This is a genomic window from Dellaglioa sp. CoH-56-MRSF-10 (assembly GCF_056782175.1).
On record NZ_JBXAYF010000005.1, the window covers coordinates 32,827 to 59,123 of the forward strand.

The window sequence follows — 26,297 nt, forward strand, 5'->3', positions numbered from 1 at the left end:
CTTTATTTTTTATGCAGGTGGTGTGTTACTTAATACCCATTTTACCTGGGCTGTATATGAACCGCGATGGATTTCACTTGGATCTGCTTTAACCAAAACACCCGCATCTTTGTCCCATGGTACGGTTGTCGTTTTTGTCGTTGATGTTCCTGACAAAATTTCAAGACTTGCCGAACCTAAAACTTGAGCCTTATCTCCGGCTGTTGCTCGATACACAATCGCATCTTTAATTGTATTACTATCTGAAGTAAGATCACTTGCTGAAACTGACAACTGCCAAGTCCCAGGTAATGATGTTTCTAATGCTACAGAAAAATCAGTTTGACGAGGTAATATTGTCGTTTTTCCTGGAATTTTAGTTGTCCCAAAATTTAAACTACCGTTAGTTGTTAGTCCCATTTTACCTGAAACAACGACAGTAATAGTTTTCACGTCAGATTTATTACCGTCTGTATCGACAGCATAAACAGTTAAAACATGACTACCAATTGCTAAGTTATCTGGTAATTTGTAAGTTCCAGAATGGTCCTGACCAGCTTTTACGTTATCATATGTTTCCATTAAAACAGGTGCATTTGACCCTTCTTGATAGTACGTTTTAATGGTTGCACTATCATCAGACTCATGGTAACTCAAAGAATAAGGCGCATTCACTGTTGTACCACTATCATCTAAAGTAAACGTTGGTTTATTAGAGTTCACAATAATATCAGCCGTATATGACGTTGTTTGGTTCCCATATTGATCAGTTGCCATCACAGTATATGGGTTTTTACCAACCTTTAATTGACTACTTGGAACGCTAACACTAAATTTACCGTCTGTTCCGACGTTAGCTGATACTGAGTAACTACCATTGACTTTAATTGCTGCAGTTGTCGTTCCTGCTGGGAAAGTTCCCCCAAGACTTGAAACTACTGTTCCGGCAATAGTTGCTGCTTCATTTTGATTAACCTTGATGTCATTAATTCCTGATATCGTTAATGTTCGTGTGCCTCCAATTGTGAATTTGGCTGCATTTGATTGGATAACCGCATTAGATCCAGAAAATTCACTTACTGGACTATTAACAACTGTATCGGCTGCAACTTTGTCAGCAGTTCCTGTAAGTGTTACTTTTGCACTTGAATACTTAGCTGTTGATAAATCATTCTTAAGGACCTTAACAATTGCCCCATTTGACATCTTTGTTAAATCAATGGTTTCTGAGTCCGTTGCTGCCCCTGAATAAGTAATTGTTCCCGTTTTTAACGTCACATTATTGGGAACCTTCAAGCCAGCACTAATTGTTTTCCAATCTTGTTTACCACCTAAATATTTTAAATTTGTTACAAAATCTAATGAATCTCCAGAGTGTACTAGACCATCATTAGTAACATCTTTATTTTTTTGAGTTGTATCTGTTACTGTCTGAGTTGCAGTTGCATCAACTAAACCTGGAACTTTTTCAAACATTATCAAGTTAGTTTCATAACTACCACCCGTTGATCCAGTAAATCCCCAACGAACTGCGCCATTCGAATTGAATTTAGCCTTATCAATTGACACAGTCGCGCTCTTACCTGTTGTCATAACATTTGTTTTTGGATTTTTATCATCAATTGTGTAAGTCATAGAGCCTGTTGTACTCGTTCCAGCAGAATATTTCAACGTCAAATGATGCCATAACGCGTTAGATAGATTTGCTCCGTAATCAATTAACCCAAGGTGATTTTGATAGTAAAAATAGGCGGTGTGTATTGGAAAAAAACCCGAGTCTTTACTATCCCGTGTATAACTATTAGTATCTGCAGGATAACCACTAGCTATGTGATTACCTGTGACAGCAGTATAATCAAAGCTATTCCCGGAAGTTTGACCCCCATTATTAAAGGTATCGAACTCTAACGCCCAACTGTTTTGTATCCCTGTTTTAACTAGTTTCGAAACATCACTATAACCTGATGTTGTTCCAAAAATACCCTCAGGTAGTATATCATTAGCCCAAACACCTAATGTTTCACCACTACCAGTTGAAATAGCTGCATTTCCTTTAGCATCATTTTGTAATACTAATGCCATACCATCTCCGGCTGCAGCGCCTCCATTACCAAGATATACCCACATTGACGCTGTTGAATCTTTGTTCAAATCGAATGTATTACCATCAGTTGACCAAACAGCTGCCTTTTGATCTTTATTATCAGTAATTGTTACGACCGATTTTGTAGCAGCATTTGCATCCGTTGTTATGACATTTCCAGACGTTAAATTAACTGTTTTACTAACTTCAGATACACCAGCCCCAGTTCCGCGTTGAAATATACCATTCAAAGTGATCCCACTTGGCGCGGTCTGTATTGCATAATTATAATCTGTTTCTGCCGACACACTTGAAAAAGTAGCTAAGAAAGTCGCCGCTAAAACAAACACTAATAAATTTATTTTTTTATGATTAATCCCCATAACCCGCACCCCATTCTCTATCTTTATTACTTATAGTATACGCTTAAATAGAATTAATATTATCCATAAATTTCTTATAAACGCTCATTATTTGATGGTTTTAGGGTCCTTTTCAGGTAATAGTTATTTAATCCTGTATGCCAATTGGTATACCAGTATTCGTCAGCTATAATGTATCATTAAATAAAAAAGTAAGCTTACAATATTGTAAGCTCACTTCAATTTAATACCTAATAAAGCAACTAAAATTGTTGCCTGGTAAGCATTAATCGTTAATCCACGAACCAGCTTAGGATCCAGTATAACTGTTTCAAATTCACTCTCAGAGAAATCCACAGACTTCATGTTGGTCTCAATAAAATCGCAACCTTCAATATTACTTTCAGGGAATGTTAATTTCTTCTTGATTTCAACCGCTTGAAAACTGGTTTCTTTTAAATCACAACGTCTAAATTCAACTTCTTGGAAATTAGCGACACTAAAATTAGAATAGCTTAACTGACAATCTCTAAATGTCGTTTCTTTAAAAACAGTACGATTAGAAAAGTCACACCCCATCATCCGACAGCTTTTAATTTCAGTTCTAAAAAAATAACTTTCATTAAATTCTGCGTTCAAAAACTCACAATGATCAATTACAGTATCTAACCATTCGCTACGCACAAAGTCAGTTTGTTCAAAGGTACAATGATCAAAAGTGACTGAATCAACTCGTACTGTCTCAAAAGAAGCCTCAATCGTACAATTATGGTAAGTTAATCCATATCTAATATCATCAAATGAAATGGTTTGTCCTTCAACAACTTGATTATCCAAAATAATTCACTCCTAAATGTTTACTTAAAACGCTATTTATAAATTTTAACATATTTATTCACAAATACTTAAGACCTTTTTTAGTTAGAAGATAATAAAAAAGATAAATCAGATTATTCTGATTTATCTTTTCTTTAACCTTTATTTTCTTTTTTATCCTTTTTAATAAAGAATAATAGTAGTGCTCCTAATATTAGAACGAATCCTACTAAGACAACCATCACAGATTTTTCTTCATTTGTCTGTGGTAAAATACCACCTACAGATGATACTGAGCCTTTTATGTCTTTTTCAGGATTAACAGTCGTTTTTCTTTCAGGTACACTAGTTGGTTGTGTCACTTTGGTATTCTCTTTAAAACCGATAGTCACATTCGTAGAACCGGCTTCGGTTGTTGCCGCACTAACCATTTGATTAGTATTCAGCATGACAACTCCCAAAAGTAACATTGCTATAATCATAATCTTTTTCTTCATGAGACTAACCTCCCCCAAGGAATACTTTAAAGATTCTTGTTAAAAAGCATTATATAGTGATTGCCACCATATAATGCTTTTTAAACAACTTATTTAAGCAGGTACGTCAGAAAGTGTCCAGTTCATTTTTGTTGAGTAAGCTTCTGCTTTAGCAACACCAGCAGGGACAGTTAATGAAATGTCTCCAGCTGCAAGTGTATCAACAGTAACACCACTACCAGTATCTTTAACAGCATTTAAAGCAACGCCAGCTGTTGTTAAATCTGTAACAGCATTTGAAACAGCTGTAGTTGTTCCAGTTGTTGCTTCAGCAACAACTACTTTACCTTTGCCTGTTGAAAGAACAGCACCAGTTAATTCATCACTACCACTCTTAAATTGGTCAGCTTGAACAGAAAGTGCCCAACCAGCATTTGTTCCACGAACATCCCCAACTTCAATAGCAAGATCTTTTGCTGATTTAACAGTCAATGCTTTTGTAGGAATTTCAATATCTGAACCAAAGTCTACTGTTTTTGTAGCGTAGACAATAGCAAGGTTACCACTATTACCAGTTCCACCACCATCACCAGGATCTGTTGGGTCTGTTGGGTTTGTTGGGTTAACTGGAGGGATTACTTGTCCTTCATCGCCAGCCTTAAACGAAACACTAGCATCAGTTGATGCACCTTGAGCAAGTGTTGCTGCATTTACATGACTTGAAACTGCTAAACCTGCACCTAAAATTGTTGCTGCTAATAATGCACTTGTTAAACCTTTTTTCATAATCTAATCCCCCATAATTCTATCTTTTTTATTGTAAATAATTAAACAGCTGGTGTATCTGATAAAGTCCATGTTAACGTTGAAGCATACGCGATATCTGCTTTAGCAACGCCAGCTGGAATTGTTAATTTAACATTTTCTTTTTTAATGTTATCAACGTTAATACCTGCACCAGCGTCTGCTGTAGCACCAAGAACAACCCCAGAAGTTGTTGTATCAGCAATTGCTGATGACACTGCATGGTTAGCTGTAGAACCATTACCAACTGAAACAGCACCTGCGCCTAAACTAATTGCAGCGCCGCCAAGTTTTTCTGATTCATCAGCGTTAGCTAATTGCTTAGAACTTACTGATAAAGTCCAACCAGCATTTGTTCCACGAACATCACCAACTTCAACTGCAACATCTGTATCAGACGTTAAGTTAACCGTATTTGCCGTAATTTCATTTTCAGTACCAAAACTAATTGCTTTAGTAGCATAGATAATAGCAAGATTACCACTGTTACCAGTATTACCGTTATCCCCAGGTTCTGTTGGTTTTGTTGGATCTGTTGGGTCAACTGGAGGGATAACTTGTCCTTCATCGCCAGCTTTAAATTGAACACCAGTTGTTGTTGTTGCAGGTGTCATATCAGCAGCGTTTACGCTACCTGATACTGCTAAGCCTGCACCTAAGATTGTTGCTGATAATAATGCACTTGTTAATACGTTTTTCATAATTTATTTCCCCCGAATTTGTTATTTAATTTAAACAGCTGGTACGTCTGAAAGACTCCAGTTTAACGTTGTTGCATAAGTATCAGCTTTAGCTGAACCTGCAGGAATTGTCAAAGTCATGTTGTCTGCACGAATCTTATCTGCATTTAAACCAGCACCTTCGCCTGTTTTAGCTGATAAGACAGTTCCACCATCAGTAACCGCTGCAACTGCAGCAGCTGATGCAGGTGTTGGTGTAGCACCGGTACCAATTAAGGTATTATCACCTTTACCTAAAGCTAAGACAGCTCCAGCTAATTCGCCAGACTTTGTACTTTTGAATTGATCTGCTTTAACTGATAATGTCCAACCAGCATCTGTTCCTCGAGTATCGGCAACTTGAAGAGAAATAAAGTTACTACCTTTAAGGTCTTGTTTACTTGCTGAAACAGGTACAGTAGTGCTAACAGAACCAGTTCCATCATCTTTTGGAATCCCAAATGTTACAGCCTTTGTTGCATATACAATTGCTAAAGGACCAGCATGTCCTGTTTCACCGCCACCACCATCACCAGGATCTGTTGGGTCAACTGGGTCTGTTGGGTCAACTGGGTCTGTTGGATCTGTACCTGGTGTAAATGTTACTGAACCGTCAGTTGTTGCACTATCTGGTAAGACAGTATCTGCAGCATTTACGTTACTTGATACTGCTAAACCTGCACCTAAAATTGTTGTTGCTAATAATGAACTTGTTAAACTTTTTTTCATAATATATTTCCCCCAAATTTTTTTAATATTTCACCCGACTCTAACCTAATTAAGCAGGAGCGTCAGTCAATGTCCAAGTTAATGTTGTTGAGTATGCAGCAGCATGTGCTGTACCACCAACAACCCCTAAGTTAATACCCTTTTGTGCATAACTTGTTGTAGTTTCCCCTGCACCTTTGTCAACAGGTGCACTAATTGTTGCACCACCATCTAAGACGTTGCCTGTAGCTGTTGCTGTTACCTCAGGTACGTCACCAATATTATTCGATGCAGTACCATCAGGGAGTGACAATGTAGCACCTTCTAGTTCTACAGATTTAGCTGTAGGATCAGCAACAGTATCTACAACACTCATAAATGGTGTACCACTAACCTTAACGCTCCAACCAACAAATGTTCCACGAAGATCACTAACACTTACATTAATACCACTATTTGAATTTAATGTAGTATTCGCTGCAGAAATTGCTTCTTTACCAAAATCAACTTTACTTGTGACATTTGTAATTGACAATGATGCACTATTAGGATCTGTTGGATCTATTCCGCCAGCTGTAAACGTGGCACTTGCCGTTGTATCTTTTGATGTAGCAGTATCTGCTGCAGATACCTTACTTATTGTTCCGAAACCTAATACCACACCACTAATCATTACTGTTGTTAATAAAGTTTTTTTCATCATTGTTTCCCCCATTTTTCGTATACACTCACTATAGTCGATATTTGACCTAAAAACGGTCAATATTTCATGGTTAAGTGTTTTCTTTTGACAGTCATAATTACTTAATTCTTATTTAGTTATTCTTTTCTATAAAATTATAATACCAAAATTATTTCATTTAAAACGACCAACATTTACGTGTTAGGTGTCATTTTTTGACGTTATTTTACTGGGACACTTGATAATGTCCAATTCAAGTCTGCTTTATAGGCAGTTGCTCTAAGCTTTGATGGATCTGCCTTTAACAAAATACCGGTTCCATCATCGTTAAACTCCTTTCCTGTATCATTTACACCATTACCTGATAAAACGGTTATGCCAGCATCATTAATGATTTGCTCTGTAGCATTGGCATCACTTTTAAAGACCAAAGCATCTGGATCATCAGTTAATCCTGTTGATTTTACAGTCAACACCCAGTTACCGGCATCCACAGCTGAAAGGTCCACATTAAGACCAATTAATGGTGTTAAATTGGTTTTTTCATTTGGTATTTTAATTTTATCTCCATAATTTAAATTATTAATGCTATTAATTTTTAACGTTTTAGTTGGTTTTTTAACATTAAGGATGAATTTTTTAACAGTCGCATTACCTTGATCATCCGTTGTTGTGACGGTTATTGTATGTTGTTTAACCGTCAAGTCGGTCATCTTAATCGTATTAGTATGATCTTTACCTAGCGTTTTACTATTATCGTACTCCTCCTTATATTGACTGGTGTGTGCTACATCACCATAAGAATCTGTAATTTGAGTTGTTAAGGTCGTTGCATGATCACTATTCACCGTGTAGCTCACTGGGTACTCAGTACTTGCGACATCAACTACTGGGATATCCGTATTAGTCGTACTGTCTAATTTATCGCCTGCAATTGCATCTACTTTAATCTTAGGATTTGGTATGGTTACAATGATAGTTCCCTTAGTTGGAAAACTAGTTCCCCCACCTATTACTCTTGTAGCTGTAAGCTCAACTTTATTTTCCCCAATTGCTAGATCAGAATTTTTAATTGTAACTGGTGCTTGCATGAGTGTTTCTATTGGATCATACGATGTTGGATGAAAAGGTGCGTAAATTGTTGCCGTACTATCTGGTTTGGTTACTTGCACATTGAATACGTAGTTATCTAAAGATACGGCAGGATAGTACCCAGGTGATCCTTCTGGTGTTCCTGAGCCATCAACGCTATTTCCATTACCCGCATCATCCTGACTATAAAATAGGTCAGCTAACGCTGCATCTGCAGGCATTATTGTTGATTCTTTGCTAAGTACATCGTCAATGCTAATCGTTTTTTTACTTCCACCCAGAAACATCCCTACAATCTCTGCATTTTTATAATCATCAAATAACGTACGTGTTGTGCTACTTTGTTTTTTAGCCTGTTCTACTTGTTTCTTTTCGTCTTTTTGACTATCTAGTTTTTCACTAGATAGTGTAGACGACGCTGATTCTGAACTTGTTGCATTTGTCGTATCAACTTCTGAATCTATTTTTTCATCAGATACACTACTACTTGAGCTACTAGAATCTGCCTTATTTGATTCTGTTGATTCACTTAATACATTTTCTAAAGTTTGCTCTTTTATAGTCGCAATACTTGAACTAGTTGCTTCTTCTTGTTCACTTGCTGATATAGTTTCATTCAACGCTGTTCCCCCGAACAACATCATCGCACACAAACTACCTATCACAATTCTATTTTTTGGTTTCATAATAATCCCCCAGGATTCTCTTTTTAGTTTATGTCGTTAACCAATTACCGTTATAATATCATCTATATTCGGTAGACAACATTCAACATTTGCGACCTAGATGTGTTTTTTTGACATTTTAATCATAATTATATTTACTTCTTATAGTATGTATCACAAAATTTGATTGTACTTTATTTCATTTTTCTTTATACTTAACCATAGCTATCACTGCACCAGTATCATAAAATATTTTATCCATATGGAGGCTATTATTTTGCTAGAATCAGAAAAAACATTACGTTGGTATAACGTTGCTTTAATTGCATTCGTTTCCGTTTGGGGACTTGCAAATGTCTTTAACAACTTTGCTAACCAAGGACTCACTGTTATTACATCTTGGATTTTAATCATGATTTTTTACTTTGTTCCTTATACTTTAATTGTTGGTCAATTAGGCTCAACATTTAAAGATGCCAGCGGTGGTGTGTCTTCATGGGTGAAAGAAACTTCAACCAAGAGACTTGCCTACTATGCAGCTTGGACTTATTGGGTCGTACATATTCCTTACCTAGCACAAAAACCACAAGGTATTTTAATTGCCTTTAGTTGGTTATTCAAAGGTAACGGAAATTTCGTTAATGAAACTTCTGCTATGACCGTTTCACTTATGGGCTTAGTCATTTTCATTTTCTTCTTATGGATTGCCTCAAAGGGACTTGCTACTTTAAGTCGAATTGGTAGTGTTGCCGGAACAGCAATGTTCGTTATGTCATTATTATTCATCTTGTTGGCAGTTTCAGCGCCATTCATGACGCATGCTAAAATTCAAACACCTGATATGGGTGCCATTAAATCATATCTACCTAACTTTAACTTCGCCTACTTCACAACGATTTCAATGTTAGTTTTCGCTGTTGGTGGTGCTGAAAAGATTTCTCCCTATGTTAATAAAACAAAAAACTCAGCTAAAGAATTTCCAAAAGGAATGTTAGCATTGGCCGCAATGGTTGCCATCTGTGCTATTTTAGGTTCGTTCGCTATGGGATTCTTATTTAACGGAACTAACATCCCTGATGATTTAATCACAAATGGTCCTTACGAAGGTTTCTTACGTCTTGGTAGTTTCTATCACGTAGGTAATTTATTCATGATTCTATACGCAATTGCCAATGCGATGGCTCAAATTTCAGCGCTTGCTTTCTCAATTGATGCACCATTAAAAATTCTTTTAGGTGATGCTGATCCAAACTTCATTCCTAAAAGCTTGTCAAAACTTAATAAAAAAGGAACTCCCGTTAATGGTTATGCCATGACTGGTGTTTTAGTTAGTATTTTAATTATCATTCCTGCAATCGGGATTGGTAACATGAACGCATTATACAAATGGTTATTGAACCTAAATGCGGTTGTCATGCCTATGCGTTATCTCTGGGTATTCTTCGCTTACATGCTATTAAACAAACAATTGAAGAATTTCAAAGCCGGTTACAAGTTTGTTAAGAATCCTGTCGTTGGTTACATTGTTGGTGCTTGGTGTTTCTTATTCACTGCATTCGCTTGTATCCTAGGAGTTGTTCCTAAATTAAACTACTCAGATAGCCCTTCTAACTACTTGTTCCAATTAACACTTAATATTGTCACACCACTTGTCTTAGTTGCATTAGGTTTAATCCTCCCTGCAATTGCACGTCGCGGTAACAAAAAAGCCCTATAAAATTAATCTTAACTAAAATCTTATATTCACAAATAAACCTTATGCCTAAAAGCATAAGGTTTATTTAATTTTATGGTTTTTAATTTTCATATTAGGTATACTAGAGCAGTTAAATAAAATTTTGGAAGGAATCTATTTGTATGAATATTATTGTTATGTTAAAAGTTATTATTTTGGGAGTTGTCGAAGGAATTACAGAATGGCTTCCTATTAGTTCAACGGGACATATGATTTTAGTTGACGAATTTTTACAACTAAAAGAAAATGCTGCTTTCATGGAAATGTTCTTCGTTGTTATCCAACTGGGCGCTATCCTAGCAGTTTGTGTGTTGTATTTCCATAAATTAAATCCTTTTTCTCCAAAAAAATCGCAATTAGAAAAAAGAGATACGTGGTCTCTATGGAGTAAAGTCATTGTAGCTGTACTTCCAGCTGCTGTGATTGGGTTAGTTGCTGATGACTGGTTAAATGCGAAATTATATAATTTCCCAGTTGTTGCCTTAATGTTAATTATTTATGGTGTTTTATTCATTATTATTGAAAACAAAAAAGCCGATGCTGTTCCTTCTATTACATCATTCAATCAAGTTACTTACAAAACAGCGTTACTAATCGGTGTTTTCCAAGTTCTTGCTTTAATTCCCGGAACATCACGTTCTGGTGCAACTATTTTAGGTGCCATTTTATTAGGGACTTCTCGATTCATTGCTGCTGAATTTTCATTTTTCTTATCAATTCCAGTTATGTTCGGTGCCAGTCTACTCAAATTAGTTAAATACTTCCATAATGGTTATAGCTTTACCGGTGATCAAACAGCCGTCTTATTACTTGGTTGTGTAGTCGCATTCTTAGTTTCAATTGTTGCAATCAAATTCTTGATGGGTTACATCAAGTCGAAAGATTTCAAACCATTTGGTTGGTACCGTATTATTTTAGGTGCCTTGCTACTCGTTTACTATTTCTTCATTAAATAATTAGACAAAAAAACGCCGATAATATCGGCGTTTTTTTATTTAGTTTTCTTGGCTGGTGCTTTTTTCTTAGTAGTTACTTTCTTTACAGCCGGTTTCTTTTTAGCGGGTACCTTTTTGGCCACGGGCTTTTTCTTGGCTGCCGCCTTTACAGTTGTCGTTTTTTTCTTTGTTGTCGCTTTTTTTGTAGCCGTCGTCTTTTTAACTGCTGGTTTCTTTTTAACAGCTGGTTTTTTCTTAGCTGGAGCTTTCTTTTTCTTTTCAACGACAACTGGTTCTTTTTCTTCAATAATAGGTGGATTTTCAAGGAAAGCTATCTTTTCAGCAATCATAGTTGTGCTTGTCATATTATGATCACTGGGGTTTTCTAAATAATTAGTCACAGATGTAATTTCATCGATTCTTAATTTAGATGCGTTCAGAATTGGTGACTCAACAATCAGATAGACATTAACTTCTGCTTCATCTGTTACTTCATTAAAGAAGCTGGGTAACTTTTTATAATATTTGTATGGTAAATTAAGGATATTTGCTTCAAGTGTAAAAATTGCGGTACCTTCAGGATATTCAATCATCAATTGAACTTCTACAAGCTTACCATCCCGTACATTGTTTTCTAAATCAGCATAACACTTAGCGAATAATTCTGGTACACCAATCGCTTGGACATCTTCTGGTGTGGCAGTATAAAAAATCTTTGTGTACGCCTCTAACTCAATAGCGGACATGAATTGTTCAACGGTCATTTTCATTAGTTATCTATCCTCCGTATTCTCTCTACATAGTCCATAATATCCTAGATGGCAATAATTGCAAAACATAAATAAAAAAAGGATAACTTTTGTTATCCTTTTTCACTAATACTACTTATTTAGTTGGTACATTACTCAAATTCCATTGCACTGAAGCATCATATTCTTCACTTCTAACCTCGCTAGGTTTAACACGCAATAGAATTCCCGTATCTTTTGCCCACGTTTTAGTTATCTGGTTAGGAGATGAGTTCCCACCCGCAATATCTATCGAATGGTCTTTTAAAGGTGTCCCAATATCTGTCGCTTTTTCTTTGTAAATTAATGCATCTTTTAGCACAGTGCCGCTGGCTCCAACAACATCAGTTCCAGTCAGCTTTAAATTCCATGTACCTGGTACCGATGCAACTACCTGTATACTTAATTCTTCTACAGGGCTATAGGTTGTTTCTTCGTTGGGTATTGGAATATCACTTTGTCCAAAATTTAATGCACCCGTTACCGATGCTATTTCTAAAACACCTGGATCATTAACAGTGATAATTTCTTGACCCGTTACTGAATTACCATATTGATCTTCAACACTTACCGTATAAGTATTTTTTCCAACGTTTAACTTATCTGCAGGCAGCACTTCAGCGTAGTCAATGCTACCCAACTTATTGAATAGCATTGATTTATCACTAAAGGCTTTACCATTCAGCATCGTTGTTATCGTAACGTTATCATTTTCCATTAGTGTATCTGTTTTAACGTTACTCGTAACTTTAATCGACTGACCACTATCAATTGTTTTATCAAGCAATCCTGAAAGTGTCATCTTCTGCTTTAATGCCTTAATGGTAAACGTAGCTAGCTGAGATCTTACTATCGTATTTTGACCATTAAATGTACTAATTGGACTTGTTACTTTGGTATCTGTAGCAACAATTTTAGCTGTCCCATTCATACTGATCGTTGCTGTATCATTACTTTTTGATAAGTTTTTATTTAGACTTGATGTAATGACACCATCTTTAGTTGTTGTATCAAATGTTTGCGTTGTTCCATCGGCGTATTTAATGATACCTTCTTTGTCTAACGTCACAGCATTAGGCGTTTTTAACGAAGCAACGATTTTTTTCCAATCTTGCTTTCCATCATTGTATTTCAAAGTTGTTTGAAGATTAAGTTTATCCCCGCTGTTAGCAATTCCTGATGCGGTAATGTCCTTATTGTTCTGGGTAGTATCTGTCACTTTTTGCGTCGCCGTAACAGAAACTAAATCAGATATTTCTTCAAACATCACTAAATTTGTTTCCCAGTTACCGCCTGTTGCGCCCGTAAATCCCCAAGTCACTTGACCATCAGTGCTCGCAAATTTACTTTTATCAATTGGAACTGTCTTTGCAAGACCACCACCTAATACATCACCCGTACCGGGGACTTTATCTCCAATAGTATAGGTCATTGAGCCGGCAGTTGTAGACGTTGATTTATAATCAATTGACACATGCCACCATCTTCCATTAGATAAGTCAGCGACAGCAAGTAGTCCATCATGAGTTAATTTATTATACTTACTTAAAAAACCATTTTGTTCATAAGTAGCCCTTTGATTAGGATAATTGCTTGCCAGATGATTGTCTTGGATAGTGTTTAAATTATCAAATCCGTTACCCTTGCTTGCCTCACTATTTTTATGTGTATCAAATTCTAACGCCCATGAATTTTTAATAGCTGTTCCTGCAACGGTAGATTCTGATCCACCTTTATCAACACCCCAAACACCTAATGATTCGCCTCCACCAGAAATAGCACTGAGACCACGGCTATCATTTTGTAAAACAAAAGCCATCCCATCACCAGAATTAGCACCCTGATTACCGAAATACATCCACATTGACATTTTATTATTTTTATTAAGATTAAATTTATTGTTTGCTGTAGACCAGGCAGATCCCACTTGGTTAGTTGCATCCGTAATTTTTATAATTGATTTATCTGCGTTATCTGCTGTTTCAGAAACAACATTACCACTAGCATCGAATGTTACAATTTTTGCATTATTTTGTGTTCCTGTTGTTCCAGGTGTCAAAAGTCCATTTGATACTAATGCGTCTGGTGCCGATGCCACTGCGTTAGAATAATCATCAGCATTAACACCTGTAGAGCTAAGCCCTAATGTCACTAACACACCTGTAAAAAGTACAGCTTTCAGCCGTAATATTGTCATAATCCTATCTCCCCCCGGACATTTGAATTTAACCGACAATTAAGTTTATTATTAATTATTTGGTACATTCGTTAGCGTCCAATCTAATTCAGAACTATAGGTTTCAGCTACTTTAATTTCACTTGGTTCAACATCCAATACAATTCCAGAATCTGCTGACCAACTTTTTTCAACCGTAGTTGCTTGACCTACTCCTGTAGACACTATTGTACCATACGTTGGAGAAAGCGGTAACGTGTTTTCCTGATTTGAATTACGAAACCCAATAGTTGAATGCTTTAAAGTACTTTTATCACTTGCTGCAGTTAGTGGTCCTGCAGTCACAGACAATGTCCAGTTTTTAGCTGCTGACGTTTCTAACTTAAGCATATAGCTTGAAGCACGGTTTAAAATACTTCTTTTCGCTGGTATTTTATTATTAAAATTAATTGAATCATCTGATGAAATACTCAACAATCCTACGACAACAGAGATTGTTTGGTTATTAGAAATGTTTCCTTCAGAATCAACCGAATAAATAGTTAACTCGTGCGTTCCAATGGCAAACTTAGTTGTATCTAGTGCTACACTATGATCTTGTGTCGAACCTGGTTTAGTATTTGTATATTTTTCTAATTCAACAGGTGTTCCAGTACTTCCTTCTTTATAGTACGTTGTTAACGCTGCACTATTATCAGCTACTTGGAAAATCAATGTATATGGCGCTACAACGGTTCCTTTATTATCATTTAAAGTTAAAACGGGTTTAATATTAATTTTTTGTGTATATTTTTGCGTCGTATTACCATCTGGATCTGTTACTTGAACATTATAAGAATATTCGCCAGTGGTTAGTTTGTCCTTTGGAATCGTTACGTTAAATGTACCATCCGTTGCGACATCACCCTTAATAGGTGTTGTATCCTCATTAAGTGTCACACTGGCCGTTGTTCCTTTAGCAAAAGTTCCACCTAAACTAGATTTTACCGTTCCACTAATCGTCGCATCCGTTCCATAATTAATATCAATATCTTTAAGGCCATCAATCGTTAAGGCTGTTTTTGGTGATGCTTTAATCGTATAGCTAATAGGATTAGAATCAATCATTGCATTGCTTCCGATGAATTGACCTGCTGAAACAGTCACTGGTGTATCCACTTCAACTGGCATTACTTCACCGATAAATGAAATATGTGAACTTTGTCCAGGTGTAGATAATTCAGGTATTTGCGCGCCGGATAACCCAGCAGGGTCACTTCCATAGATATTACTAGGAAATTTTCCTGTACCAAAATCGTTAGGTATTTCATACCCAGTCCATTTTATATTATTAGCCGGGTATTTTAAATATCCACCTATGCCTGTCCACGATTGTTTTCCACTATCGTAAGTTACGGTAGTGTTGAATTTTACTTTATCTCCAGCTTTTACTTCTCCATTAGCCGAGACATCCTTGTTATTTTGTGTAATATCCGTCATAGTTTGTACCGCAGTCGCATTAACAAGACCTGGTACAGTTTCAAACATAACTAAGTTATTTTCAAAAGAGTCACCCGTTGACCCTGTAAATCCCCAACGGATTTTACCCGTTGTAGAATTAAATTTCGATTTATCAATTGGAACACTTGCCGTCTGCCCTGTCTGACTTGTATCTTCAGTAGGATCCAAGTCTTCTGTTCCTGAAATTGGTTTTTTATCATCAATCGTATATGTCATTGACCCAGCACTCGCACTCACTGATTTATAATCAATTGTCACATGATGCCATGCCCGATTTGATAAGAACCCATTATAATTAATAAGGCCTAAATGATTTAGTTTAACTGAAGAAGAGATTGTATGATTATCCGTGTATGTTGCCTCAACAGCTGGATACCCACTACCAATATGGTTAGGTGCTAAACTAGGATCTAAATCAAATCCGTTTCCTGAACTATTACCATTATTCAAATGAGTATCAAATTCTAGCGCCCAACTATTTTGAATAGCGCCTCTAGCAGTATTATTGGGGGATCCCGTACCCACTGAATCGTCTCCCCAAACACCTAACGTTTCACCTGCTTTAGTTGCAATAGCAGCATTTCCTTTTGCATCATTTTGAAAAACAAGTGCCATCCCATCCCCAGCAGTATTCGTTTTGCTACCAAAATAAATCCACATAGAAGCTTTACTACTTGTATTAATATCAAATGAATTTTCGTCTGTTGACCAAATTGCTGCTTTTTGATTCTTAGCATCCGTAATTTTAACCATCGTTTTAGCAGCCAGATTAGTCGAATTAGGATCTTTATTGGTATCGGTTAATTCGACCATACCACTAGTTGCTACTACTCCAGCACCAGTACCCGTCTGGAATAAATTTGTCATTAAAATTGCTCGAGGTGCTGATGCTTTTGCAGAATCATAATCCGCATCTGCCTTGATACTTGTTACATTAACTAAAAAGAATAACCCAAAAGTTAGTAGTGTTAATTTTAATTTATTATTAATTTTCATGTTGGCCCCCACCTATTTTCCCCAAAGTTCATCTATAATAACTAATATGATAGCATGATACAGACAAAAAAAAACATCAAAAATAGAGGGTACCCCCACACTTTTTGATGTTATTTAAAAAATAAATGATTTTATTATTAATCTAAATTATCATTCATAAACTTAACGACTTTTTTAGTATATAATTCTGGATCCTTACTGAACGCTTTTCCGTGACCTGCGCCCTTCACAATCCACAATTCCTTCGTACCTGCTGAGGCTTTGTAGTTGTCATAAACCATTGCGCTAGGAACGAAATCATCCTTGTCGCCATGAATGAATAATGTTGGTAATTTATTTTTCTTTAATTGTTTAACAGAGTCAGCTTCTGCAAAAGAGTAGCCCGCACGTAACTGAGTTACCCAACTAGAAGTTGTTATTAATGGTTCTTTTGGTAAATTGAATTGGAGTTTCAATTGATAAGCTAACAAATCTTCAACATTTGTATAACCACAATCTTCAACAATTGCTTTAACTTGAGTTGGTAACTTTTCACCACTCATCATCATGACAGTAGCACCACCCATGCTAACTCCAAACAAGCCAATCTTTTGATCTGTTCCCTTTTCGGCAATTAATTTTTTGGTCCATTTAATGTAATCTAAGCGATCTTTCCATCCGAAACCAATATAATCGCCCTGACTTTTACCTTGGCCTCGATCATCTGGCGCTAAAACGTTATAGCCATTATCATGAAATAATTTTATATATGAAGCCATACTTTCTTTATTTTCCATGTAACCATGTGCCACAACAACTGTTTTTAAAGATTTAGTTGCCGCCGGTACATAGTCAGCAACTAATTTTAAATTTTCACCTGCTGATGTTTCTGTCCAGTTTTCTTTTTTAGTACTGGCCAACCATTTTTTTGCTTCAATTGTTCGCTTTGGTGTTCCTTTTGATGTTCCCGTTAATGTTTTTTCTGTATTTTGAATGGCATAGTGATAGAGATAGAAACTACCCCCTGTAATTGCAACCGCTAATAACACTAAAATACTGACAATCCAAATTATAATTTTCTTTTTCATTCAAAGAAACTCCTTTATCGTTTATGCCATTAACGTATTATAGCATTGTTTATTTTATAATTCACGTTTTAATTTAAAAAAATAACCACATTAGTTGGATAAACTAGTGTGGTTACTAAATAAATAACGGTTTATTTAATTTCTTTAACTTCTTTTAATACGTTTTGCATTACTTTTGCTTTTGTTTGTGCCTTGAAAATTGTTGTTGCTTGTTCTGCAATCTTAGCTTGATCAGCTTTCGAGATTGATGCATCTTTCATCATAGCATTTGTGACAGCTGCTTTAACAAAAGTAGCACCATCCGCAGCAAGTTTAGCTTTTCCTGCCTTTGTATTCATTTTAGCTGCTTCTACTTTAGCAATTTTAGGCATGGCCTTAGCTTGCTTAACCGTTAATGTTGTCCAACTCTTTTTAACGTAGAATGTATGCGTACGTTTTACTAAAGTTTTATCGTTATTAGCGATACCAAACATTAATCGATACCCATTACCTTTATAAGTCCAACGGGTTTCTTTAGTAACTAATTTGTTACTCTTAGCATTTTCAACAATCTTGCTAGTTGTATCGTCTGTCTTAGTTGCCTTTGTTTTCTTTTGTGATGCCGTATTTTTATAAATAACGACTTTTTCAGATCCATCTGTACCGATAGGCTGATATAGTAACATGTCCATCTCTTTAGAACTAGAAGCTAATTGTTCTGTCTTAGTTGTCGTTACTTTTTCCATTCCATAATGTGCACTGTAGTTAGCAACAATTAAGCCACCTGTAAGAATAATACAAAGTGCAAAAATGCCACCTAAAATGTAGCTCAGTACATTATTACGGATGAGGTTCCACGTAAGGAAGAATAAAATAATTGAAAGAATTAATAATAAAATAATCATTATTTATTACCTCCATTTTTTAAAACTTGTTGTTTTGATTTTAAGAAGAATGAAAATCCGAGCCCAACCACACAGAAAACGACTGCGATGATAAAGGCAGCATGATAACCACTTAATGTCGCATCAATAGCTTTTGTTTTGTAATCTAATGGTGCCGATTTAAGCATTGATTTAGCTGGTAATGCAGCTGTTGTTACATTTGTTAGAACGGAAATCATAACCGCTGTTACGATTGAACTTGCGATTTGACGAGCTGTATTATTAACAGCCGTTCCATGACCCATCAAGTTAGCTGGTAATGCATTCATCCCTGATGTTGTTGTTGGCATCATAACCATTGAAATCCCAAACATACGAACTGCATACATAATTGTGATGTATAAAGTTGGCGTATCTTTTGTTAAGAAAACGAATGGAATTGTACCAAGTGTTAATAAGAACATACCACCAGTTGCCAATTTCTTAGCACCATAAATATCGAATAATCGTCCCGTTATCGGACTCATAATCCCCATCATTAAAGCACCAGCCAATAAGGTTAATCCTGACTCAAATGCGCTATCTCCACGTACAATTTGGAGATACATTGGTAGAATCATTTCAACACCGATCATAGCCATGTTAACAATTGAACTTAAAACGGCTGCAATTGTGTATTCTTGGGAAGCAAAAACACGTAATTCCAAGAAAGGATTTTCCATTGTTAATTGACGCCATATGAATAAACCAATAAAAATAACACCCACAACAAGGAAACTAAGTACTGAGGTACTTCCCCAGCCGTTATCTCCAACTGTTGAGAATCCATAAAGTAAGCCACCAAATCCAATTGTTGATAAAATCAATGATAAGACATCAATTTTAGATTTGTGTGTTTTGATGACCGGTTTCATAAACCAGAAAGAAGCCACAAAAACAATTCCTACTAATGGAATAATCATACCAAAAAGATCACGCCATGAAGCATTATCAATAACCCAACCTGAAAGTGTAGGTCCAATTGCAGGAGCTAGTCCGATAACTAAACCGGCAAGTCCCATTGAAGCACCACGTTTTTCGGGTGGGAAAATTGAAAGCATAATCGTTTGTAATAAAGGCATTGTTACCCCAACACCGACTGCTTGAACTAAGCGAGCTGTTAACAATACCCCAAAATTAGGTGCGATAAATGCTAAAACTGTTCCTAATTCAAAGATACCAATAGCACCTATGTATAACCATTTGGTATTTACACGACTACTTAACCATGCACTAACTGGAATTAAAATCCCGTTGACTAACATAAATCCTGTTGTTAACCATTGAACAGTTGACGTTGTTACGTCAAATTCATCCATTAATGTTGGAAATGCAGTTGCTAAAATTGTTTGATTCAAAACCGTACAAAATGTCCCTACTAATAAAATTGCAATTAGCATGGGGCGATTATATGGTTTACCCTTTGCATCTAATCCATCCATACTTAAAACCTTCTTTTTCTTTAATTTATCTTCGAAGACTAATATAAGACTATCTCGCTTTAATGTCAAGTAAGTTGACAAACGTTTTAATATATATATAATCAGTATAGTAAACATCACAATGAGATTGTTAGATAAATTTTTATTTAGGAGGTATATTCGTTTGGCAGATATGGACGATATTGCAAACATTAAAGATTATGCAAAAAGAATGGCCGTTATTATGAAGAATGATACATTTTCAATCGGAATCGGTGAAATTGCCGAAACAACTGGGCTCACTCAGAGTCAAATTCGTTATTGGGAACAAAAAGGCTTTATTGATTCTATTAATACTAATAAAAATCAGAATAGAAAATATTCTTACCATACCTTATCAATTATTCGATTAATTAAATCTTACTTAGACTCTGGATTTACACTTAAAACAGCTGCCGCTAAAGCAAATGCCCATAAAGAAATGGGTAAAATGGTTCGTCAGATATTTACGGATCGTTTCGTTGGCGTGGAAGAAATCGATGGTTTACCCTGTATTAATCTCGGTTTCTTTGATAAAGAAGAAACTCAAACGTTATACATTGTCATTCATGATGACTCAACTGAAATAAAAGTTGTTCCGGTAAAATAAAGAAGCTTTCAATACTTGTTTGTAGACAAGTATTGAAAGCTTCTTTATTATCATATCTATTTTAGACCCATAATCCCCCATGCAATCATGCCAATGAGTGCAAAAATAATCCAGTAATAGCGAGCTAGGAATTCCCACCCATTATTAATCGGTTTATATTGCCACTCACGCCATCTATGATTTTCGTGCCAATCTTTATCTGATTCATCTTCTTCTATAAATCGTTTAATTCTAGTTTTAAACTCTGACGTTTTTTTCACTGGCATCGCCACCAAAAAGTAATATTTCTACAGGGACGTCTAAAATTTTGGCTACCGATTCAATTTTTCCCAAATCAGGTTCAGCTTCTCCTGTTTCCCATTTTGATACAGCTTGTCTTGATACAAACAATTGATTTGCCAATTCTTCTTGTGACATTTTTTTCTCTTTACGTATTTTAACGAGTTGTTCCGCAAATATAATTTTCATCCCTATAACCTTCTTTCCTCTATTTAACATCTCAAATATTAGCATACAGCAAGGGGTGCAACAGGCAACCGCTAGTTGAAAGGGCCGCAACTAAAAATAGCATGCGGCAAATTAAATTTGCAACACACTATTTGTCTAGATTTAGTTTTGTTTTTTAATCAACTAACCGCTCAGGCATCATATCTTTTAAAAATTCAACAGCACCATCGCTAACCATTAATTTTTCCCGATCATTTTTAGCTAAGGTTCTTTTTATAGTTTCTTCTTGTCCATTCAATAACTTTGATGTCCACTTAGGATCAATTAAGAGTGAACGACCAACGGCTACTAAATCAGCGTTAGCCAAAACACCATTAACATCTTCCCGAGTCCGAACATCTCCTACCCCGATTAATGGAACACGACCATTTATCTTTTCTTGGACATAATCCATTCTTGATTTTTCATTGAAATTTATATTTCTCGAAACACTATTATACTTACCTAATGAGATATGTAGATAATCTAATTTTTTATCAGCAAGTTTATCAATCAAAATCATTGAATCTTCCATACTAATACCTGGCTTTTCATATTCTTCAGGCGAAAAGCGGTAACCAACAATAAAATCTTTTACACCTGATTGATCAACACTCTCAATAACACCATCAACTACATCATTAATGAATTTAAATCGCTTATCAAGCGTGCCACCCCAAGCATCATGACGTCTATTTGAGTGTGGTGAAAAAAATTGTTGTAGTAAATACGTATTCGCACCATGCAGTTCAACGCCATCAAATCCCGCTTTAATTGCTCGTTTTGTTGCTGATTTAAAGGATTCAATCAACTCTAAAATTTCAGTTTCTGACAATGCTTTAGGAATTTCTGCGTCTGGTCTTTCTGCCGCAACAGCACTGGCTGAAACTGGTAATTGTCCTCTAAGTACCGTTGAATTTGTCATACGACCCGCATGGAAAATTTGTAAAATAGCTTTAGTCCCATTCTTTTTGATTGCCGATGCCAATCTCGTTAGCCCGGGAATAAACTTATCATCATAGATGGCAAGTGAGCCTTCCCAACCTTTTCCATTTGCTTGGACACTGGTAGCTGCCGTAATAACAGCCCCAACTTCGCCTGAATGTAGTGCATAATAATCTGATTCATCATGTGTAACAACTTCATCATAGTAGCTCATCTTAACGGTCATTGGCGCCATTAAGATTCTATTTTTCAATTCCAATCCCCGCCTGAATCTAAAGGTATCCGTCATCTTTTTTGTCATCGTTATTCTCCCATTCAGTCGTTAGTTTTATTTAAATTAGTCATACCATACTACTCAAAATTATGTTGCTAGATTAAATGATGCGCTCATTGTCTCACTTACAAAGAAATCTCTCAATGATGATAAATCTTAATTTTTTCTATTATTCAAACTCAATTATTATGATTCCTTCATCAGATAGGTATAATAAAATTAAAATACATGCTATTTAAGGAGCAAACCATTATGAAATTCAGACAATTAATTTATACAGTAACTCTTACAACATTAGCTGTCTTGAGTCTAGGATCTGTTGCCTCTGCTGCAACTAATGATTCAAGCTCAGCTTCATCAACATCGGGCACAACAACTGACTGGTCAAATCCAGTTGTCACATTAGGAACAAGTTTAACAGATTCACAAAAATCAGGAACACTTTCAACTTTAACAGCTAGCTTAAACGGTAGTTCTTCATATTCGACATTACCCGTAAATGGCGCAACTTTAGTTAAATATCTCAATAGTTCTGGTGGCTCATTTACATCAACTTCAGGTGTCTGGTCATCTGCTATGGTTCAAAAAACGAGCAGTGGTTCTGGTATCAACGTTGAAATTTTAGACTACAATGGTAAAAATAACATCACCACAATTACAGAAAACCAATATAAAAACGCCGCATTAACAGCTGGTGTAACTGATGCCAATATCTATGTCACTTCTGCTACACCAATAGATGGATCAGGTGCTTTAGCTGGTGTTTATGCAGCCTTCGCTACAAACGGGGACGCTCTAAATACAAAACAAGTCACTGCCGCACAAAATGAAATGTCGACTTTAAGTGACATTACACAAGCCAATAAAAGCAAAGATGGGTATACTGATTCACAATTGAATAACGCTGTAGCCGGTGCTAAAAATGATATGGCTAAAGAAGGTAGTTCTATTACAAATAATCAAATTACTACTATTGTAAATAACCAAATCACAAATAATAACTTAACAAATGTCATTACTGATAATCAAAAACAAGATATTATTGCCGTGTTAATCAAGATTCGTGATTCAGGTGCTTTAGATTCATCAAATTTCAAATCACAAGCAAGTAAAGTTGCAACAAATATTCAAGATGGTGCTAAAGATATTTTCAGCAAATTAGACACAGCTGAAAATCGAAACTTCCTACAAAAAATTTGGGACGCAATTGTTTCATTTTTTAACGCTATCTGGTCAGCTATTAGTTCTTGGATTTCATAAATAAAACTAACCATATAGGTTTTAAGAAGAACTTACAGTTTTAGACTAAAAATCTTACTGTAGGTTTTTTTAGTTAACTAATCAAACGGAGGCATGATACTATCACGAAGAAAAAAATATTAAGTGTCATTTTCATCCTATTAATAGTAAGTGCCGCATGTACCTTTTACGCATTTAAAATAGAGCCTTACCGCGTTGTCGTTAAAAATATTGCTTTAAATAAGGCAGATACTACTAAAAAGAAACTTAAAATTGTGCAAATTAGTGATGTCGAAATAGCAGATGATTATACACCTGAAAATTTCGGAAAAATTGTTAATAAAATCAATCAAGAAAAACCAGATTTGGTCTTATTTACAGGTGATTTATTCAGCAATTACAATCAATACCATCCCGTAACAGCTATTGTTCAAAAACTAAGTGAAATTAAATCAACCTATGGAAAATACGCAGTATATGGAAATAAAGATTACGGTGGCGGTGCAGCCAGAGTTTACACTACTGTAATGAATCAAGGTGGTTTTACTGTCCTTAAAAATAGTTCAACGACTATCAATGTAGGTGGAAATTCATCCATTTGGTTGGGTGGTGTAGATGACTCTCAATTAGGTATCCCCGATGTCCAAACGACAGTAGCTCCTGATAAATCCAATTCAACGTACCATATTTTAATGGCTCATGAACCTAGTTTGTCAAATGGTTCATTTAATACCGTCGATTTAATTTTAAGTGGTCACACACATGGTGGCCAAATTCGTATTCCTTTCACTAATAAAGGATTATTATCTGATCATGACGGAGATGGTGGCTACTCTAGTGGCCTTTATACACTAAAGAACAATACAAAATTATATGTTAATAGTGGTATTGGAACATCTCGAATCTCAGCTCGATTCCTAGTACCTCCACAGATTGCAGTATTTGACTTGTATCTTTAGTAATAGTCATTTTAAGCTACTCATAATTATTGGACAAAAAAAGTGTATCGTCAAAAATTAATTGACGATACACTTTTTTTAAACATTTTTACGTTTGAAAACAAAATAACCTAAAAATAAAAATAGTGCCGTATAAGCTAGATTACCTATAATCAATTCGTTATTCGTTAATTGAGTTAGTTTTTCAAACTCCTGTCCGTCTGCCCACTGATTACTTAAATTCATCATATTAAGTGGATTCCATTTAATCCAATCCCATTTAGCAATAGCTAACATTTGGATTCCTGATAAAATAGATGTTAAGAAATAAAAAACAATACCAGCTGCAATCGAAGCACCTGAACTACTAAAGATACTAGCCAATAATAATACCAAACTTAAAATCAACCAGGTACTAATAAAATTCCCCACTAACGTTGTTATTAAAGACATAACAATCGTTTGGTTATCTATTTTATCTGACAAGGATACCATTGGTAAAAGCACTAATTTAGCTATAATTGAAGCCACGAATATTAAAACATTCAAATAAATCGAATAGATTAATATTGTAAGCCATTTACTAGCTAAAACAGCTCCACGTGAATATTTCCGATAAAGCAAATCCTTAATTGTACCAAACTGTGTTTCCATAGCAATAATAACACTTGCTGACGCAATTAAAATGAAAATAATTAATTGAATAGATCCAAATCCACTTTGTACCATGCTTGCTGGATCGAAAATCGAACTATATATTTTTGTTAAAAGTGCTACCCCAAAAATAAAAACAAGTAATATCGCTGATATAATCGCTGTAGATTTCTTTTTACCTAACTTAAATAATTCTTGTTTAACTAAAGTTAACATTAAGCCTTACCTCCGTCATTACTATCTAATAAATTCAATAGTGATTCTTCCATATCATGTTCTTGATGACGTACATCATTTATTTGAATTTTATTATCGTAGAGCACTTGGATAATATTTGCTAAAGTATCTTGTTCGTCTACCTTTACTTTAACTGTTTGATCAACTGCCAATTCATAATTAGCGGCCTTTAAAAGAACTTTAGCTTGCTCGTTTGACGTCGTCTCTAGTAAAACATATCGCTTACTACTATCACTTAATTCAGTAGTAGACATTGCTTTCATTATTTTACCTTCATTTAAAATAATAAAGTGATCAACAATTTTCTCTAATTCACCTAAAATATGACTTGAAATCAAGAACGCTGTCCCGCGTTTAGATAACTTTAAAACAAGTTCGCGGACATCACGTGTTGCTTGAGGATCTAATCCGTTCATAGGTTCATCTAAAATAATTAATCTTGGTCTATTTAATAAAGCTAATGCAATTCCTAATTTTTGCTTCATTCCTAATGAATATGATTTAGCTTTACGATTAATGTAATCTGTCATATGCAAATCAGCAACAATTTCATCTAATTCTTCTTTGGTATTGATTTCAGAGAATAATTTTAAATGATCATAGCCACTTAAAAATGGATAGATACCAGGATATTCAATTAAGGCACCAACTTCTTCTAACCCTTGATGGCTAGTTGTTGATACAATTTTACCGTCAATTGTTATTTCTCCAGTTTGGTAATTTGATAATCCAAGAATTGATTTCATGATGGTTGTTTTACCAGCGCCATTAGCACCAACAAGCCCAACAATCTCACCTTCTGCGATTGTAAAATTAATACCTTTGAGGACTACCTTTTTACCGAAACTTTTAGTTAAATTGTTTATTGTTAACATTTCTTTCAAATTGAATCCCTCCCAATAATTGCTTTTACATTCCTATAAACAGTAGTTTAGCACAATTCCCTTTTATTACATACTAACAAGTCTG

The 26,297-nt window shown here is 35.4% G+C and carries 24 protein-coding genes; 5 read left to right on the forward strand and 19 right to left on the reverse strand.

The window, feature by feature from the left end:
• Positions 1 to 9: 9 nt before the first annotated feature.
• The 8 genes from AC1RP4_RS06035 to AC1RP4_RS06070 all read right to left on the reverse strand — a co-directional run bounded on the left by AC1RP4_RS06035 (position 10) and on the right by AC1RP4_RS06070 (position 8,407).
• The gene (locus AC1RP4_RS06035; protein WP_481761749.1) at positions 10 to 2,445 is read right to left on the reverse strand and encodes a hypothetical protein; all 2,436 of its coding nucleotides are present in this window, start codon (positions 2,443 to 2,445) and stop codon (positions 10 to 12) included.
• A gap of 213 nt (positions 2,446 to 2,658) precedes the next feature.
• Positions 2,659 to 3,261 (reverse strand): pentapeptide repeat-containing protein, encoded by a 603-nt coding sequence (locus AC1RP4_RS06040; protein WP_481761750.1) that lies wholly within the window; start codon positions 3,259 to 3,261, stop codon positions 2,659 to 2,661.
• Positions 3,262 to 3,395: 134 nt separating this feature from the next.
• On the reverse strand, positions 3,396 to 3,737 hold the full coding sequence (locus AC1RP4_RS06045; RefSeq protein WP_481761751.1) for an LPXTG cell wall anchor domain-containing protein: 342 nt from the start codon (positions 3,735 to 3,737) through the stop codon (positions 3,396 to 3,398).
• A 93-nt stretch (positions 3,738 to 3,830) separates the two neighbouring features.
• Complete coding sequence (locus AC1RP4_RS06050; RefSeq protein ID WP_481761752.1) at positions 3,831 to 4,502, reverse strand: WxL domain-containing protein; 672 nt, start codon at positions 4,500 to 4,502, stop codon at positions 3,831 to 3,833.
• Between the two features lie 41 nt (positions 4,503 to 4,543).
• Entirely contained in the window at positions 4,544 to 5,221 is a 678-nt protein-coding gene (locus tag AC1RP4_RS06055) for a WxL domain-containing protein (RefSeq protein ID WP_481761753.1), read from the reverse strand.
• Between the two features lie 30 nt (positions 5,222 to 5,251).
• On the reverse strand, positions 5,252 to 5,968 hold the full coding sequence (locus AC1RP4_RS06060; RefSeq protein WP_481761754.1) for a WxL domain-containing protein: 717 nt from the start codon (positions 5,966 to 5,968) through the stop codon (positions 5,252 to 5,254).
• 49 nt (positions 5,969 to 6,017) lie between these two features.
• Positions 6,018 to 6,650, reverse strand: coding sequence for a WxL domain-containing protein (locus AC1RP4_RS06065; protein WP_481761755.1), 633 nt, complete (start codon positions 6,648 to 6,650; stop codon positions 6,018 to 6,020).
• 200 nt (positions 6,651 to 6,850) lie between these two features.
• Positions 6,851 to 8,407: a hypothetical protein gene (locus tag AC1RP4_RS06070; RefSeq protein WP_481761756.1), complete on the reverse strand. Its 1,557-nt coding sequence runs from the start codon at positions 8,405 to 8,407 to the stop codon at positions 6,851 to 6,853.
• A gap of 256 nt (positions 8,408 to 8,663) precedes the next feature.
• On the opposite strand from AC1RP4_RS06070, the gene AC1RP4_RS06075 reads away from it, so the two are divergent.
• Together AC1RP4_RS06075 and AC1RP4_RS06080 are read left to right on the forward strand one after the other, a co-directional pair.
• Entirely contained in the window at positions 8,664 to 10,103 is a 1,440-nt protein-coding gene (locus AC1RP4_RS06075; RefSeq protein ID WP_481761757.1) for an amino acid permease, read from the forward strand.
• Positions 10,104 to 10,243: 140 nt separating this feature from the next.
• Positions 10,244 to 11,077, forward strand: coding sequence for an undecaprenyl-diphosphate phosphatase (locus tag AC1RP4_RS06080; protein ID WP_481761758.1), 834 nt, complete (start codon positions 10,244 to 10,246; stop codon positions 11,075 to 11,077).
• A gap of 35 nt (positions 11,078 to 11,112) precedes the next feature.
• On the opposite strand, the gene AC1RP4_RS06085 is transcribed toward AC1RP4_RS06080, so the two are convergent.
• The 6 genes from AC1RP4_RS06085 to AC1RP4_RS06110 all read right to left on the reverse strand — a co-directional run bounded on the left by AC1RP4_RS06085 (position 11,113) and on the right by AC1RP4_RS06110 (position 19,927).
• Complete coding sequence (locus AC1RP4_RS06085; protein ID WP_481761759.1) at positions 11,113 to 11,826, reverse strand: hypothetical protein; 714 nt, start codon at positions 11,824 to 11,826, stop codon at positions 11,113 to 11,115.
• 115 nt (positions 11,827 to 11,941) lie between these two features.
• Entirely contained in the window at positions 11,942 to 14,041 is a 2,100-nt protein-coding gene (locus tag AC1RP4_RS06090; RefSeq protein WP_481761760.1) for an L-type lectin-domain containing protein, read from the reverse strand.
• A 51-nt stretch (positions 14,042 to 14,092) separates the two neighbouring features.
• Complete coding sequence (locus AC1RP4_RS06095) at positions 14,093 to 16,516, reverse strand: hypothetical protein (protein ID WP_481761761.1); 2,424 nt, start codon at positions 16,514 to 16,516, stop codon at positions 14,093 to 14,095.
• A 137-nt stretch (positions 16,517 to 16,653) separates the two neighbouring features.
• Positions 16,654 to 17,583 (reverse strand): alpha/beta hydrolase, encoded by a 930-nt coding sequence (locus AC1RP4_RS06100; RefSeq protein WP_481761762.1) that lies wholly within the window; start codon positions 17,581 to 17,583, stop codon positions 16,654 to 16,656.
• 131 nt (positions 17,584 to 17,714) lie between these two features.
• The gene (locus tag AC1RP4_RS06105) at positions 17,715 to 18,467 is read right to left on the reverse strand and encodes a DUF4811 domain-containing protein (protein WP_481761763.1); all 753 of its coding nucleotides are present in this window, start codon (positions 18,465 to 18,467) and stop codon (positions 17,715 to 17,717) included.
• Positions 18,467 to 19,927 (reverse strand): MDR family MFS transporter, encoded by a 1,461-nt coding sequence (locus AC1RP4_RS06110; protein ID WP_481761764.1) that lies wholly within the window; start codon positions 19,925 to 19,927, stop codon positions 18,467 to 18,469. The genes AC1RP4_RS06105 and AC1RP4_RS06110 overlap by 1 nt, the downstream gene beginning before the upstream one ends.
• Before the next feature lie 172 nt (positions 19,928 to 20,099).
• Here AC1RP4_RS06110 and AC1RP4_RS06115 point away from each other — a divergent pair, with 172 nt between their 5' ends.
• On the forward strand, positions 20,100 to 20,555 hold the full coding sequence (locus tag AC1RP4_RS06115) for a MerR family transcriptional regulator (protein ID WP_481761805.1): 456 nt from the start codon (positions 20,100 to 20,102) through the stop codon (positions 20,553 to 20,555).
• Positions 20,556 to 20,611: 56 nt separating this feature from the next.
• Here AC1RP4_RS06115 and AC1RP4_RS06120 read toward each other — a convergent pair whose 3' ends face one another.
• From AC1RP4_RS06120 to AC1RP4_RS06130, 3 genes are all read right to left on the reverse strand, one after another.
• Entirely contained in the window at positions 20,612 to 20,815 is a 204-nt protein-coding gene (locus AC1RP4_RS06120; protein ID WP_481761765.1) for a hypothetical protein, read from the reverse strand.
• Positions 20,793 to 21,023, reverse strand: coding sequence for a helix-turn-helix domain-containing protein (locus tag AC1RP4_RS06125; RefSeq protein WP_481761766.1), 231 nt, complete (start codon positions 21,021 to 21,023; stop codon positions 20,793 to 20,795). Before AC1RP4_RS06125 ends, AC1RP4_RS06120 begins: the two co-directional genes overlap by 23 nt.
• 154 nt (positions 21,024 to 21,177) lie before the next feature.
• Positions 21,178 to 22,287 carry an NADH-dependent flavin oxidoreductase gene (locus AC1RP4_RS06130; RefSeq protein ID WP_481761767.1) on the reverse strand — a complete coding sequence of 370 codons (1,110 nt, stop codon included), beginning with the start codon at positions 22,285 to 22,287 and terminating at the stop codon, positions 21,178 to 21,180.
• A 225-nt stretch (positions 22,288 to 22,512) separates the two neighbouring features.
• Between AC1RP4_RS06130 and AC1RP4_RS06135 the strand changes: the two genes are divergently transcribed.
• Together AC1RP4_RS06135 and AC1RP4_RS06140 are read left to right on the forward strand one after the other, a co-directional pair.
• The gene (locus tag AC1RP4_RS06135; protein WP_481761768.1) at positions 22,513 to 23,520 is read left to right on the forward strand and encodes a DUF1002 domain-containing protein; all 1,008 of its coding nucleotides are present in this window, start codon (positions 22,513 to 22,515) and stop codon (positions 23,518 to 23,520) included.
• Positions 23,521 to 23,774: 254 nt separating this feature from the next.
• Positions 23,775 to 24,458: a metallophosphoesterase gene (locus AC1RP4_RS06140; protein WP_481761769.1), complete on the forward strand. Its 684-nt coding sequence runs from the start codon at positions 23,775 to 23,777 to the stop codon at positions 24,456 to 24,458.
• A gap of 78 nt (positions 24,459 to 24,536) precedes the next feature.
• On the opposite strand, the gene AC1RP4_RS06145 is transcribed toward AC1RP4_RS06140, so the two are convergent.
• Together AC1RP4_RS06145 and AC1RP4_RS06150 are read right to left on the reverse strand one after the other, a co-directional pair.
• Positions 24,537 to 25,307, reverse strand: a complete 771-nt coding sequence (locus tag AC1RP4_RS06145) for an ABC transporter permease (RefSeq protein WP_481761770.1) — start codon at positions 25,305 to 25,307, stop codon at positions 24,537 to 24,539.
• A complete protein-coding gene (locus AC1RP4_RS06150) occupies positions 25,307 to 26,203 on the reverse strand; it encodes an ABC transporter ATP-binding protein (protein WP_481761806.1) in 897 nt (298 codons plus the stop codon). Before AC1RP4_RS06150 ends, AC1RP4_RS06145 begins: the two co-directional genes overlap by 1 nt.
• Positions 26,204 to 26,297 lie beyond the last annotated feature (94 nt).